Source organism: Shewanella basaltis (assembly GCF_023283885.1).
GTDB classification, from domain to species: Bacteria; Pseudomonadota; Gammaproteobacteria; order Enterobacterales; family Shewanellaceae; genus Shewanella; species Shewanella basaltis.
On record NZ_JAKILA010000016.1, the window covers coordinates 54,283 to 70,116 of the forward strand.

General features: G+C 42.8%; 12 protein-coding genes. 4 read left to right on the top strand and 8 right to left on the bottom strand.

Annotation, left to right across the window (positions count from 1 at the left end; all coding sequences use genetic code 11):
* Positions 1–89: 89 nt before the first annotated feature.
* The 4 genes from L2703_RS12350 to L2703_RS12365 form a co-directional block, all read right to left on the bottom strand.
* The gene (locus L2703_RS12350) at positions 90–554 is read right to left on the bottom strand and encodes a YehS family protein (protein ID WP_248971392.1); all 465 of its coding nucleotides are present in this window, start codon (positions 552–554) and stop codon (positions 90–92) included.
* An 84-nt stretch (positions 555–638) separates the two neighbouring features.
* The gene (locus tag L2703_RS12355; protein ID WP_248971393.1) at positions 639–1,670 is read right to left on the bottom strand and encodes a serine hydrolase domain-containing protein; all 1,032 of its coding nucleotides are present in this window, start codon (positions 1,668–1,670) and stop codon (positions 639–641) included.
* The gene (locus L2703_RS12360; RefSeq protein ID WP_283107874.1) at positions 1,667–2,926 is read right to left on the bottom strand and encodes an Nramp family divalent metal transporter; all 1,260 of its coding nucleotides are present in this window, start codon (positions 2,924–2,926) and stop codon (positions 1,667–1,669) included. The genes L2703_RS12355 and L2703_RS12360 overlap by 4 nt, the downstream gene beginning before the upstream one ends.
* 15 nt (positions 2,927–2,941) lie before the next feature.
* Positions 2,942–3,481: a PH domain-containing protein gene (locus L2703_RS12365; RefSeq protein ID WP_248971394.1), complete on the bottom strand. Its 540-nt coding sequence runs from the start codon at positions 3,479–3,481 to the stop codon at positions 2,942–2,944.
* 222 nt (positions 3,482–3,703) lie between these two features.
* Here L2703_RS12365 and L2703_RS12370 point away from each other — a divergent pair, with 222 nt between their 5' ends.
* On the top strand, positions 3,704–6,268 hold the full coding sequence (locus L2703_RS12370; RefSeq protein WP_248971395.1) for a TonB-dependent receptor: 2,565 nt from the start codon (positions 3,704–3,706) through the stop codon (positions 6,266–6,268).
* Positions 6,269–6,867: 599 nt separating this feature from the next.
* Entirely contained in the window at positions 6,868–8,349 is a 1,482-nt protein-coding gene (locus L2703_RS12375) for a hypothetical protein (protein WP_248971396.1), read from the top strand.
* 79 nt (positions 8,350–8,428) lie between these two features.
* Here L2703_RS12375 and L2703_RS12380 read toward each other — a convergent pair whose 3' ends face one another.
* From L2703_RS12380 to L2703_RS12395, 4 genes are all read right to left on the bottom strand, one after another.
* Complete coding sequence (locus L2703_RS12380) at positions 8,429–8,932, bottom strand: DUF4447 family protein (protein WP_248971397.1); 504 nt, start codon at positions 8,930–8,932, stop codon at positions 8,429–8,431.
* A 54-nt stretch (positions 8,933–8,986) separates the two neighbouring features.
* Complete coding sequence (locus L2703_RS12385) at positions 8,987–9,388, bottom strand: SMI1/KNR4 family protein (RefSeq protein WP_248971398.1); 402 nt, start codon at positions 9,386–9,388, stop codon at positions 8,987–8,989.
* A gap of 126 nt (positions 9,389–9,514) precedes the next feature.
* Positions 9,515–10,294: a RelA/SpoT domain-containing protein gene (locus tag L2703_RS12390; RefSeq protein ID WP_248971399.1), complete on the bottom strand. Its 780-nt coding sequence runs from the start codon at positions 10,292–10,294 to the stop codon at positions 9,515–9,517.
* 214 nt (positions 10,295–10,508) lie between these two features.
* Positions 10,509–12,596, bottom strand: coding sequence for a M13 family metallopeptidase (locus tag L2703_RS12395; protein ID WP_248971400.1), 2,088 nt, complete (start codon positions 12,594–12,596; stop codon positions 10,509–10,511).
* 290 nt (positions 12,597–12,886) lie between these two features.
* On the opposite strand from L2703_RS12395, the gene rsuA reads away from it, so the two are divergent.
* Together rsuA and L2703_RS12405 are read left to right on the top strand one after the other, a co-directional pair.
* Complete coding sequence (rsuA, locus tag L2703_RS12400; RefSeq protein ID WP_248971401.1) at positions 12,887–13,579, top strand: 16S rRNA pseudouridine(516) synthase RsuA; 693 nt, start codon at positions 12,887–12,889, stop codon at positions 13,577–13,579.
* 377 nt (positions 13,580–13,956) lie between these two features.
* Positions 13,957–15,819 (top strand): methyl-accepting chemotaxis protein, encoded by a 1,863-nt coding sequence (locus tag L2703_RS12405; RefSeq protein WP_248971402.1) that lies wholly within the window; start codon positions 13,957–13,959, stop codon positions 15,817–15,819.
* Positions 15,820–15,834: the final 15 nt, after the last annotated feature.

Consider the following 15,834-nt stretch of genomic DNA (forward strand, 5'->3'; position numbering starts at 1 on the left):
GAATATTGTTTGAATTTAAACGTGAGATACAAAAATGCGCAACCTAAGCTGCGCATTGATAGCGTGTTTTTTCAACTGTTACGCTTAAATTACTTACCGCGATGTTTAATCGATAGGCCTTTTACAAAGTTACGTAATACCTGGTCGCCACAGGTTTTATAGTTTTTGTGGTCTGGGTTACGAAACAGCGCCCCAAGTTCAGACTTTGACATGGCAAAATCGGCTAATGCTAAGGTTGCAATGATGTCTTCTTCGCGCATTTCAAGGGCAACGCGTAATTTTTTGAAGATCAGGTTATTGGTTAGTTGCTTTAACGGTGCAGGGACTTCAGTACCTGGTTTTAAACCACGGTTGTTGATGATTAAACCGTCTAAAAACTGACACATTAATTTGTCATTGCATGCTTGATAACCTTCTTCGTCCTCTTTTTTCAGCAAGGCAATAATTTGATCTGAGGTGATGTCGGTATTAGCTTGGCTGAAAATATTAATCATTTTGGCATTTGAATAATCAAACACAAAACGAATACGGCGAAGAATATCATTGTTAATCATAAGGTTCTCTGGCGCGGCGGCGCATAAATAGTTTAGGTCAAGTGACGAAGCGTTATTATAGCGAGTTATCAGCGAAGCGTCAGATTATTCGTCAGTTTTTAGTTGATTTCTTATTGCTTGACGGATCTTGTCATGCAAACCAAACACTCGCGTTATGTTGTCTAAGTCCCATGAGGTATTTTCTAGTATCACGACGCTCAAGTGTGCTTGCGGATAATACAGCATAAGGCTGATGTAGCCGGGCAGGTAACCGCTGTGACTGTATTCGATTAGCCCATCCCGATGATTAATTTGCAAGCCATAGCCATAATCGAGCTCACCCCAACGATGCGGTCTTTTGGCGCTAGGAGTGGTCATTGCTTTTACACTCGCGGCAGATAAAAACGGTTGTTGTTTAAGGCCTGCAATAAATGCTGCAATACCTTGGCTACTGGCTTGCATTGCACCAAAAGCAATAAAACCGTTATCTATGGTGAACTCATCTAACCGCACTGGTTGCTGTTGTTGCTCCATAAAGCCGGGCACTAATCGTGGCTGTTTAGCGTATAACTCAGTTATTTCACCCACATCAGCACTGATGTCGAGTTGATATTGCGCTGCAAATTGATTGACTAACTCTGCAAAGGGCATGTGGTAACGCTGGCTAAGAATATCGCCAAGCAGTTTGTAGCCATAGTTTGAGTAGCTAAATTGACTGCCAGGCATAAACTGCGATTGCGCGTTAAGGCTCGATGATTTAGGCGGCAATATACCCGAGGTATGATTAAGTAACTGCGCGATAGTGATTGGGTGTTCGGTCACTATATTCAGATAATCAGTTATGTCATCGTTTAAGGATATTTTTTGCTGATCAGCAGCGCGTAATACCAAAGTGGCGGTGATGGTTTTAGAAATAGATCCAATTAAAAAACGACTGTCGGCATTAATGCCGTCTCCTTGGGTGAGGTCGACATAAGTTTGCTGGTTGTCATTGATTAAAATTCGTCCTGTAAACGGTCTTGAACCTTGGTCGATGATTGTTTGTACATCGGTGTTGGTGATATTTAATGCCAACGCAGAAAAAGACACTAGGTTGCAACCGAGTATGAGTAAGGCGATCTTTTTTAGCTGACTCATTTTGTTAAGTACCAGTAAATAAACAACAGTGCAAAGCTAATTAAATACACTAAACCCAACCAGGACAGCGCGACCATTACAGGGCCATAGCGATGCTGTTTAGGTAAATTTTGACTGGTCATTAAGCGGAAGTTTAACCAGGCAAAGATCACCGTGGTCATATAGGCAAGGATCATCACAAACTCAAGCAGTGGCAATAAAGCGCCTTTAAAAAATAAAATGAGTAATAAACCCAAAGCACTTACCGCTAACATGACTGGGGTTAAATAACTGCGTGGTGAGGTGCTGTGAGACAGTAGCCTCCAGCCCATGTCTAAAGTGCGGCTGTAGCCGTCAATCACGGTTACCGTGGTACTAAAAATACATAAAAAAGCCACAATCCCAATTAAGTAGCGGGTTTCATTGCCCATCACCTGGCTGTAGAGGGTAATTAATTGCGAGGCAAACACCGCCCCAGAGTCAGAAAATCGCTCGCCACTGCCGTGCATCACTAATGCGCCAAGGGCTAAAAACACAATGGCTAAAATGGCTGTGGTGACATAGCCTAGATTAAAGTCAAAAATAGCTTGTTTTGCAGTGACGGTTTGGCTTTTACGTTTTTCAACGAGCCATAATGAGTTCCAGGCGCTTACTTCAATTGGTGCTGGCATCCAGCCCATCATAGCCACTAAAAAGCCCACATACGCCCATTGCCAAGGTGACTCATTTGTTGATGGCGTGGCTAATCCAGTTTGGTGGTTAAAGGCTAATGCGACTGCGGTTAATGTGGTCAAGGTGAGAGCAAACATAATCACTTTTGTGAGCCTGTCGAGCAGTTTGTAATGACCAAAAATGAGTAAGGCCAATGAACTCAATAATACGATTAGGGCCAATACATCAATTGACAGCGGAATAAATTGAGTCAGCATGGCGGCCGTTAACATGCATACCCCAGCTGTGCTAGCGATAGCGGCAATAACATTGAGCCCTGTAAACAGCATTAAATAACGACGGCCTTGTTTTTGATAACCTTGCAGTAAACTTTCTCCCGTGGCTGCTGTGTAATGTGCACCTGCGGCAAAGAAAGGGTATTTGAGGATGTTGACTAACAAAATTAACCAGGCTAATTGCCAGCCAAACTCAGCCCCTGCTCGGGTCGATGCCACCAGGTGTGACGCGCCAATAGCCGCCGCAGCCATTAAAATGCCGGGGCCTGTTGCTGATAAAAGGGTTGTTATTTGATGAATAACTGGAGCGGTATTATTTTTGTGATACATGATAAAAGCCAATGCTTATTGTGAGGAGTGAGAGGTTAATACTTGTTCTATACGCAATAACGTGGCGTTTATTTGTTGTAGATTTTCAACGAATAACGCATCTAAAGTTGGTGGCTGCGTGGCGTTTTCTTGGCGTTGGTTTAATAACGATTTTTGCGTTAAAACCTGTTCTCTAAAGTGATACACATCAACAACGCCGACCAAATTAATTAACGCGCCAGTACCCGATTGCCCAGCGGTTTCAACGGTTAATTTATGCAAACCAAACAGGCGCATAATTGGGCCTTGAATCAGTGCCATATCGGTAATTTTATCCAAGGGGATGGTGTTCTCTGTGCGGGTTAATAATCCTTTTCGGACAATGAGCTTTTGTTCGGTGAGTTCTGCACTCATGTTGGCAATATACCGTCTGGTTGCCCATATTCCTAAAGGAAACCATAACAATAACAGCGGAATACCAATCACACTCACGCTAATCAGCAATGCGCCAGATACTAACCAGTACAGGCCTAGGTTTGTATGAAAGTGTGCACTAACTTGTTTTTTATCACTCATCTAAACTTCCTGTTAAAAGAATTTAAATTCACTTTTTTTAGTTATTTATTCTTGATTAAGTGTTTGGTTACAATTACATTACCGGCTTGTGTTGACATTGTTAAATAATAACTTAACTTGGACAGGTAAATTAGAATCCAAGAAAGTAGTTAGCGGTAATATTGTTATCGCAGTTTGCAGTAGTCATGGATATAAAACAATAATTTAACGTTAAGGATGATCATGAAAAAAACTACCCTGTTACGAAGCGCTTGCGCTGTCGCTGTTTCACTCTCTCTTGCTCCGGTTTCACTTATTGCTCAAGCGGCTGATGACGCTCAGGCAAAAGTTGAGCGTATCGAAGTGACGGGTTCTCGTATCAAACGGACTGATATTGAAGGCCCATCACCAGTACAATCACTTAACAAAGAAGACATTGCTAACATGGGGTTTGATAACCTTCAGCAATTGCTTGAACGTATGCCTGCCAATGGTTCTGGTGCATTTTCTACTCGCGGAAACAGCCAAGATTCTACCGCCAACGGTGGCGCATCTATCAGTTTACGTGGCTTAGGCCCAGATGCGACATTGGTATTAATTAACGGCCGTCGTGTTGGTGCAAGTGCCTTTGCCGAAGGCATTTCAAATTCGTTTGTTGATATTAACAACATTCCTGTGTCTGCCATTGAGCGTATCGATATCTTAAAAGATGGTGCCTCGGCTATTTATGGGTCTGACGCGATTGCGGGTGTGGTTAACATTGTCTTGAAAAAAGACATTGAAGGTCTTGAAATTAACCTAGGCTATGGCGATGACAGTGGCACAGGCTACGACGAAACTACAGCCAGTTTAGTGTGGGGCGTAAAAGCTGATAAAGGTAGTGCGTCAGTGATTCTCGATTATTTTACTAACGGCACTTTATCTGCAGAAGACATGGGGCGTTTTGGTACTGCTAACCAATCTCCTTATGGTGGTGAAGATTACCGTTCATCACGCGGATTCCCAGGGTATTTTTATGTTAATGGCGTTAAAACCATCGACCCAGACTGCCCAGCAGACAGCGCAACAGCAAGTGGTAGCTGTTTGTTTGATTACGGCCCATACAATTTAACTATTCCTACGGCTGAGCGTGTCGGTGCCATTGGCCAGTTTGATTATATGTTGGGTGAAGACTTAACCGCATTTTTAGAGTTGTCGGTACAGCACAACACCTCAGAAGCAGGCGGCGCACCAACACCTTTAGATGAAGATGCAGGCTTAACCGTACCAGGTACGCACCCTGACAATCCATTTGGGCAAGACATTGATATTGGTCGTTACCGTACCGTTGATGCTGGTGCTCGTCGTTGGGATATCGAATCGGACACCATGCGTATTGTGGCTGGGCTTCGTGGTGTGATTAACGATTGGGACTGGGAAGTGTCGGCGCAACGTGGCCGTAGCGAATCAACTCAAACGGGCGATCGTTCACAAGGCTGGGTAAGAACAGACTATTTACAAGCCGAAATTGACGCCGGTAACTACAACCCATTTGGCGGCACCATTAACTCACAAGATGTGATCGATCGTATTACCACTAGCCTTGTAAGGCAGGGTAAGTCGAGTATTACCTCTTATGATGCCAGCATTTCTGGCCAGGCATTCACCATTGCTGACCGCGATATTATGATGGCAGCAGGCGCTGAATACCGTGAAGAAAGCGTTAGCGATGTGCCGGATGAGCAGTTCCAACGTGGTTTAATTTTTGGTACTGAAGCGATATCAGCCTTTGGCTCGCGCGATCAACATGCCGCTTATGTTGAATTCTCTATTCCAGTCGCAGACAACTTTGAGTTACAACTTGCTGGCCGCTATGACAGCTACAGTGACTTTGGCTCAACCACTAACCCTAAGGTTGCTTTCCAATGGGGTATTAGTGATGAGTTAACCGCGCGTGGTTCTTGGTCTACGGGGTTCCGTGCTCCATCGCTTGCGCAAATTGGTTTAGGCCCTTCTGAAAAGAGTGACTTTTTAGTCGACAGCTACCGCTGTGCTGCTGACAATGTTGATTGTGAGCTGCTTGATTATAACTTTATCTTTTCGGGCAACCCTGATCTTGATGCTGAAGAATCTGAAACCTGGAACGTGGGTATGATTTGGGCTCCAAGCCAGCAGTTTGATATAGGTTTTGATTTATTCAATATTGTGCAAGACAACAAAATTGACTCACTGCAAAACCAAGATCTGTACGATGAACATTGTGGCGATCAAAACAGCACCGTGTGTGTACGTAATGCACCGCAAGCAGGTGAAACCTTTGGTACGATCGACGTGATCAAATCTGGGTTTGTTAACATTGGTTCGCAAGAAGTCCAAGGCCTTGACTTATCAACTCACTATGGCCTTGAGCTAAACAGCTATGGCGATGTTAAGTTTGGCCTAGAGTACAGTTACTTAATCAGCTTCGAAAAAGAAGTTGATGGCACAACGATTGATTACACTGGTGAGTACGAGTACCCGCAACACCGTTGGTTAGCGACAACTAACTGGATGATGGATGACTTTGCCGCTAACCTAAACCTAAGCTATATCGGTGAGTTTGAAGACTACAACAAAACTCGCACGGTTGATGCGCAACTGTTGGTGGATATGTCTGGTTCGTATCGCGTTAACGACATGGTTAAACTGTCTGTTGGTGTAAATAACGTATTTGACGAAGAGCCATCTTTTGCCATTGGCGACGGCGATGCTGACCTTTACGGTTATGCAATGGGGGTTCATAACCCGTTAGGTCGTTATATTTATACTAAAGTCACAATGAACTTCTAATCTCAGCGTCATAATATAAACAATAGCCACATTCACTTAGGTGCAATGTGGCTTTTTTATTGTAAAAAAAATAGTTATACCATTTCCATTCATTATATGACCAAACAGAGTCACTCAGACTGTTCAGTTTGAGGCGAATTGTTGAAACAATGGTTATTACCTTCTAAGGCAATACAACAAAGAAATGGACAGTCTGAGCGTCTCTTGCAAGGTGGGTTTATGTGCCTTCTGGCATTTTGACGTACGACTGCAAGGACGCAGGAGGTAGAACAACGAAGTAGCAGTTGTCGAGAACAACTATGCCTACAATCCTATTACTTGCCTAGAAGACACAGAGCTCCCGCTGAATGACCAGATCATTGCTGGAATTGGTATTAATGGTTTAAATTCAATTCTATAACAGACCCTAAAACTACAACCCATCCAAAAGTAATCATAATTGATGATTTATAAAACACTTAAATGAGAATATGTTTCTTGTGCTGGCCATCGAATTTATAGGCGCAAGTGATTATGATTGCGAGTTCAAGTGACCCATTATTTTCGATGATAAAACCCGTAGATCACAGTATTTGGCCTAATCATGGAGGAGTCGAACAATGAGTTTTAGTTTGTATCTATTTGCCTTTAACAATCATCAAGTTGATCATCGGTATGGTAACGAGTTAGCCAGCGCACTGTCGGCGCATAGAGATATTAATACCATCGAAGCAAGGCGTTTTGAATATCAACATGAAGATGGTGGTCGTGCTTTATTTAGTATCGCCGCTGACGAAAACGTGTCGAGTATTGATGTCACTGTTTTTCAGATGTCTAAGGGATTGGCCGATTACTTATTTGAGCTACAGCAACAATGGCAATTAGTGCTGATTAATGTTCAAGGCGATGTTAAAACATCAAATAAAGAAGCTGAACACCCGACTATTTTTGTGTTGTCGCAAGCAGACCTTGAACACCTCCCAAGTGATTATCATTCACCGCGTTGCGTACTTGAAAATAACGTCATGCTATACGATTACTTATCTATCTCGTTTACTGCTTGGCAGCGTTATCGCGATCAAGTTATCGGCACTGGTAATTCTCAGTTTGTGGATGACAGCCAGTGTTTATTCGAACTGATTGCTGCACCACTACCGTTAATGTTACGTCAGCAGCTTTGGGCCAAAATTCGGCCTAAGCTAGTTGAGCATGGCGTTGAGGATGCTTTTCATGATGTGTTGTCATCATTAGATGCACAGTTAAATGGCCAAAAGCAGTGGGTATGGTTACAAGTAGATGTGCGCGATCATAATGAAGTGTTATGGCAAGCCAAGGCTATTGCAAAAACGATAGGTTTGGGCGAGTTTATTGATGATGAGCACGCTAAAGATGATTTGATGGCCGACTCTGCCTGTTTACATGCCTTGTCTGGATTTGACTTATGGCTGAGCCAATTTGGGCGCTCATTTATTCTGGTTGAAAATGGCGATACCTATTTCGGTTTTGTCGTAGCAGATGACGATGTCGACAATACGCTCGGGTTATTTAAGCGACTATCGTTGAATGGGCAAGCTATTCGACACATAGCCGATGATTATGTCGCAGCGGTAAAAGAGTCGCTTGATGAAGCCAAAGCGATGGCGACTGAGAAGGGGTTAATTAGTGAATTTTCGACAGATTACCCCATTTTAAAGCAAGATACTGCTCAATCTGGCGTGATGATTGTGCGTGTGGAGGCAAGTAAAACATCGTTGAAAAATAGCGTGGCAGAACAAGCTAACAATGCTTTAGCTTTAGGCAGAATACCATTGATTTGTTTATCAGCACCTTGGTGTGAACCTTGCCAAGATATGTTAGTTGTATTGCATCAACAAGGTGCGCAAACTGTGATGCAAAAGATTGCCATAATCCTATTGGATATAGAAGATTGGGGGGGACATTTACGCAGTATTGATATACAACCTAGCTGTATCCCTGTGTTCTTTGATGTCAATGTTGATGGTCGTGCAGGCAATAAATCGGTTGATGGTAATGCTTGGGGAGAACCTGCTGATGCTATTGAAATAGCAGGTATTTTACGTGAGACCTTTGGATTGCATTAAGCGGATTACATCCAATATTTAGCGCCCAATAAAAAGGAAAACCTATGTTTTCCTTTTTATTTTATGGCGGGGCTAAACGTTATACTAATTGAGTTGCAGCCCATTTGGCACGGCTTTCACGGCTTTCGCTTAAGCCGTTTTCAGCGCGGTAAGCTTTATAGGCTTCGGCATCTAACGCCACTAGGCTCACATCAACCTCAAGCACCAGTTTGCATTCTTTTTTAATGCGCCATGCGGCCGTGCTGTACAGCTCTGTTAATGGTAAGGAGCTTAAAAACTCAGGATTATATTGGGTGTAAACCGCTTGAGTTGGGTAAACCACAAAGGCTAAACGGCGCTTTGGCTCTTTTTTAAATAATTCTTCAATGCCGTCTGTTGTGTTTAGCACCTGCATTTCGATAATGTCATCAATATCGAGTAATTTTTTTTGCACAGCAACTGGAGCGTCTTTTTCGCCAGCTTCCCATGCAAATACGTCTTCGTTGCTGGTCGTGGTAATAGTGGCAACTTGTTCTGTGCTAAGGCCCAAAGACAAACGTAGGTATTGCATTTCAATGGCATTTAAGCCGGTGTTTTTTGACATGGTTATTCTCGTATTCGTTATTTTGTGTACATGCTTACGTTGGTGGCGACAGGGTTACTGCTCAAGCCACACGTCTTCAACCCAATCCCACAAAGATTCCCAACCGTCTTCGTTAAAATCGCCATCTTCCCAAAATTGCACTTCGCCTTCTTCGTTAATGCAATAAAAACCATCGCCAACCTGACAAATCGCAATTTGATCGCGCGGCATGCCAATAGACCAGGCATAACTGGTCACTTCTGGCAGGTAGGTGTGTGAGTGTGGATCGGCAACGGTAACAGGTTCTAAGGTGCCATAAATGACATCACTGGCATACAGTAAGAATTCTTTTAAATCATTGGGTAAACCAATTAGGATTTGTTCTTCAACCTCAACAAGTTGCTCAAATGTTGGCAGTTCAAGTGGTACGGGTACTGTTTCGCTTAATTCTTGCAGTTGGTCAATAATTTCGTTCATGTCAATGTCCTGCAGGGGAACTCTTGGGCGCGAGTATAGCAGATGAGTTTGTTAGTGCGGTTTTTTGATGAAAAAAAAGCGCTCATTGAGCGCTAAAGGGTGGAAAGAGTGATTCAATACGGGAGGTTAAGCCGCTTGAATGGTCGATGGGTACAGGCTTTGGCGTTTATAGTACAACCAGGCTTTGTGGTATTGCTTATGCGAATCTTGGCGTAATTTTGCAATGCTGGCGCGCTCAAGGTCGTTTAACGCTCTACGCTGCTTTTTAGCTTGTAGTTCAATGACTTGAATTTGTTCATACACCTGATGCTCTGGGCCACTTTTAATTTCGGCGATGTCATTTAAATGAAACTGCACTTCTACCACCATTTGGCTTTGTGGCAATTTCACTAATACGTTTAAGTCACGATACCCTGAGGTTTTAGGCTCAGCAAAACGGTTTTTTAATTGCACCACATTTGTAGATTGACGTAATAGTTGGTAACTGGTCAGTAAGCTATTAACATCATTGGCGACCACGCTCGCACGTGCAATATCGGTTAGCTGGCTAGCATCACCATTAAACTTTAATTGCACTTTTTGAGCTGCGCGCTGATAACTTTTTGTCGCGGGAATAATTGAGCTGGTTTGGCTTGCGTGGTTGATATGGTTTAGCAGCGCAATAAGCTCTTGTTGTGCTTGTGGGGCACGTGCCATTAAGGCATCTAAGTCTTGAGTGTCTTGTTGTGCAGATGCACTATGTTGATTGCTTAAGTTGATGAGTTGCTCAATGTCATTATATGACTTTTGACTGAAGTCAGACGGCTCTGCCAGTTTGTTATATTTAATCTCATTTGGCTGAGCAATCGCGCCGCGGGTAGACAGTAGTATTAAGAAAATAAAAAAGGTACGAAATAACTTATTCATTCACTCGCTCCAGCAATTAAACTCTGTGAAATTACTGTACCGTTTTTTGGCGCCATTGGGGGCTTAATGAACAAGGTTTAATCATAAAGCCGCTATCTACAGTTTAAAGTGTTTGGTATCAGCAGTTTATGCCGTTTTTTGGCATGAAAAAGGGCATCAAACGATGCCCTTTTTGTGTGTAAATGTGACCTAAGTCAGCGATTGATTTTGGTGATTACCAAATTTTAACGCGGTTTTCTGGGGCGATATACATTTTGTCGCCTTCTTTCACGTCATAAGTGCTATAAAACTCAGGCATGTTTGACAATGCGCCAAGTGCACGGAAGTGACCAGGTGAATGTGGGTCAGTCGCGACGCGATTACGCATGGCTTCTTCTTTCATCTTCACACGCCAAATTTGGGTAAAGCCCATAAAGAAGCGTTGATCGCCAGTTAGGCCGTCAATCACTGGGGCTTCTTTACCGTTAAGTGACATTTTGTAAGCTTTATAAGCGATGGTTACGCCAGATAAGTCACCAATGTTTTCACCTAAGGTTAGGCTACCGTTAACATTTAAATCGTCAAATACTTTATAGCCGTTGTACTGTGCGATTAACGCTTTACCTTTAGCTTCAAATGCTTTCAAGTCTGCTTCTGTCCACCAGTCGCGTAAGTTGCCTTCGCCGTCAAACTTAGCGCCTTGATCGTCAAAGCCGTGGCCCATTTCGTGACCAATTACCGCACCAATACCACCGTAGTTAACCGCATCATCTGCTTCTAGGTTAAAGAATGGCGGTTGTAAAATCGCTGCTGGGAATACGATTTCGTTCATGGTTGGGTTGTAATAAGCATTCACAGTTTGTGGCGTCATGTGCCACTCATCTTTATCAATTGGTTGACCTAATTTAGCAAGATTTTTGTTGTGCTCAAATATGGCCGCGCGTTTAGCGTTACCCACTAAATCGTCCGCTTTGATGGTGAGTTTGCTGTAGTCATCCCATTTGTTTGGGTAACCAATTTTGGGATTGAACTTAGCCAGTTTGTCTTTGGCAGCCACTTTTGTGTCAGCACTCATCCAGTCTAATGAATCAATACTTGAACCATAAGCGCTACGTAGGTTTTCAACTAGCTGCTCCATGCGGACTTTTGCTTCTGGAGCAAAATGACGCTTAACATAGACTTTGCCAACCACTTCACCAAGGGTGTCACTTACTGTGCTCACACCACGCTTCCAACGTGGTTCTTGCTCTGCTTGACCGTTTAAGGTTTTAGAGAAAAAGGCAAAGTTTTCGTTGTCTAGTGCTTCAGACATGTTGCTAGCATTGTGTGTTAATGTCATCCAGGTTAGGTAGTTTTTCCAGCTATCAAGGCTGTTGTTCTTGACCACTTCGCTTAACCCTTGCACATAGCTTGGTTGGTTAATGATGATGTCTGTTTGCTTATCACCACCTAACGCTGCTAGGTAACCTTGCCAATTGATGTCTGGTGCTAAGGTTGGTAAATCTTTAACTTGGTATAGGTTATAGGTTTTGGTGCTGTCACGTGTTTCAACCACGTCCCAATGTTTTTCTGCAATTTGCGTTTCTAGGGCAAGAATAGCTTCTGCATTGGCTTTGGCATTTGGTAAACCGGCTAGGGTGTACATTTTCTCAATGTGTTCAACATACGCTTTACGGATGTTAACAAAGCGCTCTTCTTGGTTAAAATAGTAATCTTTTTCAGGCAGGCTTAAACCGTACTGCCAAATATGGGTGGCGTAACGGCTAGAGTTCTTGGCATCGATTTCGACATAAAATGCTAAAGGTGTTCCGCCGCCATTTGCTTGGTTTTCACCAAAAAATGCGGTTAATTCATTTTTGTCTTTTAATGCGGCAATTTTGTCTAAATCAGCTTGAATTGGGGCAATACCGATTTTGTTTAGGGTTTCAACGTCCATAAACGAGCGGTATAAGTCAGCGACTTTTTGCTCGTCTGTGCCATCGGCTAAATTAGGGGTTGCACTTAAATCTTCAATAATGGCTTTCACGTCATCACGAGCATGTTCACGTAAATCGTAAAAGGCGCCAATGTTGGTACGGTCGCCAGGGATCTCAGCATTTTTCATCCATGCGCCGTTAACGTACATATAAAAGTCGTCTTGTGGGCGTACTGACTTGTCGATATTGTCAAAAGTAATGCCAGATGTCAGTGCTTTTTCAACGGCAACGGCTGCAGCTGTTTTTGCTACGTCTGCTGCCGGGGCTACTGCTGCTTTGTCGTCGCTACAGGCACTTAGGCCCGCGATAAGTGAGGCACAAAGACCTCCAATAACCAACTTTTTCATTGTGTTTCCTTTGCTTTAAATTGAGGCGCCTAGGGTTCGGCGTGCGAATATATCTTATCTTTATTATTTTTGGGTCAGTGTAATGCCAAAACGTTCACCGACTTTTTTGTGAATGCTATGTTAAGGCCTTCATAGCCTATAAAACAAGGCACTTTTGGGCCTTTTTACCCCATATTGACTGAGGATATGTAACCAAAAATTACGTATACCGTAAAAAGATCACTGATTGATTTCTATTTGCGCTTGTAGGCCGCATAATAGCGTCATTATCGTTAAAGTGAGTGTGTATAGTGCGTTTAGACAAATTTATCTGTGAAAGTACCGAGTTAACCCGTTCATTGGCCAAAAGGGCCTTGCATCGTGGTGATGTTACCTGTGATGGTGAGGTGGTTAAAGATTCTGGTTTTAAGGTGTTACCAAGCATGGATATACGCCTAGAAGGCCAATCGATCAGCGTTGTCGGTGAACGTTATGTGATGATGAATAAACCGGTCGATACAATTTGTTCTACAATCGATGAGCAATATCCGTCAGTGTTAAGTTTGATGGACATTGAAAAAGCTGACACGCTGCACATTGCTGGGCGACTTGACGCAGATACCACAGGTCTTGTGTTGATCACTAGCGACGGTCAATGGTCGCATAAAATTACCTCACCCAAAAAAGATTGTGGTAAGCGGTATTTGGTTGAGCTTGCCGATGCCATTGACGACAGCTTTATTCAGGTGTTTGCAGACGGTATTGAACTGCGTAATGAAGACGGATTAACTAAACCAGCGCTACTTGAAATTATTGAGCCTACTCAAGTGCGCTTGACTATTAGCGAAGGTAAATATCACCAAGTAAAACGTATGTTTGCAGCGGTAGGAAATAAAGTGGTTAATCTGCACCGTGAAGCGGTGGGTCGCATTGAGTTAGATGCCGATCTTGCCCCTGGTGAGTGGCGATATTTAACCGATGATGAAGTTAACTCGGTAAAATAAATGGTGTTTACGCTTTGTCTTTAGGTGAGATCATAAAACCACAGTGCCCAACGACAGTAATGTTACTGGGCACTGTGGTTTTAAGCGATTTTCCCATGCAATCTCTGTTCACTTATTTATTTTGATAGATATTAATCGTTTACAGATACATTTTTTGCGTATCGGCCTGGGTTTAACGGCTTAAAACGTTCATGGCCACATAACTTTGATAATGATTACTTAGTTTAGTTATTTGTTTCTTAGCCGATAACCTATAATGAACAATACAACAAAATAATAAAAAAACGGTGTAGTGTTCAACAAGAATTAAATGCTGTATTTTATTGAATTATAACAATTAAAATGGACTTTGCTTTTACTTTGAGGTGGTAATCACTATGCTTATTCGTTCTAAACTCATGTTGAGCGCGGCAATTTCCGTTTTATCTATTCTGGCGATGTTTGGTTTACAATCCTATTCGGAATCAGTGTTAACTGAGCTATCAACAACATCCAGTAATATTGTTGAAATAGAAAGGAAAGTTCTTGAATTAAGAACAGAGGAAAAGGATTTTCTGCATCGTGCAGACACTGAATATGTCGACAAGTTTACTCAAAGCATGGCTGATATTTTGGTTTATATGGCCGATGTGCGTGCCGCTTTAGAATACCAAAACATGGATGTGGCGGCGTTAGATCATTTCAAAATAAATCTCAATCAATATAACGTTATTTTTAAAGAAGTGGTGGCACTTAAACTCGCCATTGGTTTAACGCCAGAAACGGGCTTGTATGGTGATTTACGAGCCGCGGTAAAAAAAGTTGAAACGTTATTGAGTCAACATAACGAAGAGGCATTAATGGTCAATATGCTGCAACTACGCCGCAGCGAAAAAGATTTTATGCTGCGCCGAGATGTAAAATATGTTGAGGCTTTTGATCAAGGGATTATCGCGTTTTTATCACAATTGCAGGCGTCTTCGTTGACCTTTGATCAAAAGCAGCAAATTACCGCAGACATTAACAATTACCAAGTCAACTTTACCAATCTTGTTAATAAAGAAATGCAATTTGGTTTAACCGATAATGACGGCATTATGGCCACGTTACGCGATACCATTCATCAAACCGATGAAGACACGATTGTACTGCGCCAGCAAACGTTGGCTGAGATTAACGCAGGTAAGCACAGAGCCTTTGTGATTGGGCTGAGTATTTTTTTACTGATTACTGCAGCGCTCATTACTTCTACTTTATTGATTATTCGCAGTATTATTAAGCCTGTTCAAAGTATCACATCTGTGATGGTATCAATTGAGCAAAGCAAAAACTTATCGATGCGCTGTGATGAGTCTGGTAATGATGAATTAGCGCTAGTGGCTAAGCATTTCAATCGTATGGTGATGACATTTCAAGAATTAATTCAGCAAGTGAATGAATCTGTGACTGCGATGAATGCCTCGTGCCATGATTTATCCCGAAATGCCATTACCGCTTCAGAAGGTGTTTTGCGACAATTAAATGAAACCGATATGGTGGCGACTGCGGTCACTGAAATGGGTGCTACCATTGATGAAATTGCCCAAAATACAGAGTTAGCCGCGACCAAGGCAAGCCAAACCCACGACAATGCTAAAGCCGGTCAAGACGGAGTTGAGCAAACAATTTCTAAAATTAATTTATTAGCAAAACAATTAACCGACTCTGCCGCCGTGGTGTCTGAGCTTGAGCGCGATAGCGTAACGATTGGTAGCGTGCTAGATGTGATCCGCGGGATTGCAGAGCAAACCAACTTATTAGCATTAAATGCTGCCATTGAGGCGGCAAGAGCTGGTGAGCAAGGGCGAGGCTTTGCCGTTGTGGCAGATGAAGTTCGCTCACTCGCCATGCGCACTCAAAGCTCTACTCAGCAAATAACCACGATTATTTCAACCTTGCAAGAGCGTACTCGTTCGATAGTTGAACTGATGCAAGACAGCCAACAACAAGGGCGACAAAGTGCCGAGCAGGCAGCTGTGGCTGGTGATGTTTTACGCCAGATCACCAATGATGTGACCAATATTATGGACATGAGTACCCAAATTGCTGCAGCAATTGAGGAGCAAAGTATGGTCGCTGCCGAAGTCAATAAAAATGTGATTGTGATCCGTGATATTGCCGATGAGTCATCACAAGCAGCAAAAGAAAATGCAGCAGCATCTGAAGATGTGCGTATTCGTGCCAAAGCACTCAATGAGGCGGTAAGCCAATTTAAAGTGTAGTGTTATTGAGCGAGA

Bases quoted from the DNA above. Each gene is read 5' to 3' on its own strand.
- L2703_RS12390 (WP_248971399.1), bottom strand. From the start codon at position 10,294: ATGAATAAGTTATTTCGTACCTTTTTTATTTTCTTAATACTACTGTCT.
- L2703_RS12395 (WP_248971400.1), bottom strand. From the start codon at position 12,596: ATGAAAAAGTTGGTTATTGGAGGTCTTTGTGCCTCACTTATCGCGGGC.
- L2703_RS12370 (WP_248971395.1), top strand. From the start codon at position 3,704: ATGAAAAAAACTACCCTGTTACGAAGCGCTTGCGCTGTCGCTGTTTCA.
- L2703_RS12355 (WP_248971393.1), bottom strand. From the start codon at position 1,670: ATGAGTCAGCTAAAAAAGATCGCCTTACTCATACTCGGTTGCAACCTA.
- L2703_RS12385 (WP_248971398.1), bottom strand. From the start codon at position 9,388: ATGAACGAAATTATTGACCAACTGCAAGAATTAAGCGAAACAGTACCC.
- L2703_RS12365 (WP_248971394.1), bottom strand. From the start codon at position 3,481: ATGAGTGATAAAAAACAAGTTAGTGCACACTTTCATACAAACCTAGGC.
- L2703_RS12360 (WP_283107874.1), bottom strand. From the start codon at position 2,926: ATGTATCACAAAAATAATACCGCTCCAGTTATTCATCAAATAACAACC.
- L2703_RS12375 (WP_248971396.1), top strand. From the start codon at position 6,868: ATGAGTTTTAGTTTGTATCTATTTGCCTTTAACAATCATCAAGTTGAT.
- L2703_RS12350 (WP_248971392.1), bottom strand. From the start codon at position 554: ATGATTAACAATGATATTCTTCGCCGTATTCGTTTTGTGTTTGATTAT.
- L2703_RS12380 (WP_248971397.1), bottom strand. From the start codon at position 8,932: ATGTCAAAAAACACCGGCTTAAATGCCATTGAAATGCAATACCTACGT.
- L2703_RS12405 (WP_248971402.1), top strand. From the start codon at position 13,957: ATGCTTATTCGTTCTAAACTCATGTTGAGCGCGGCAATTTCCGTTTTA.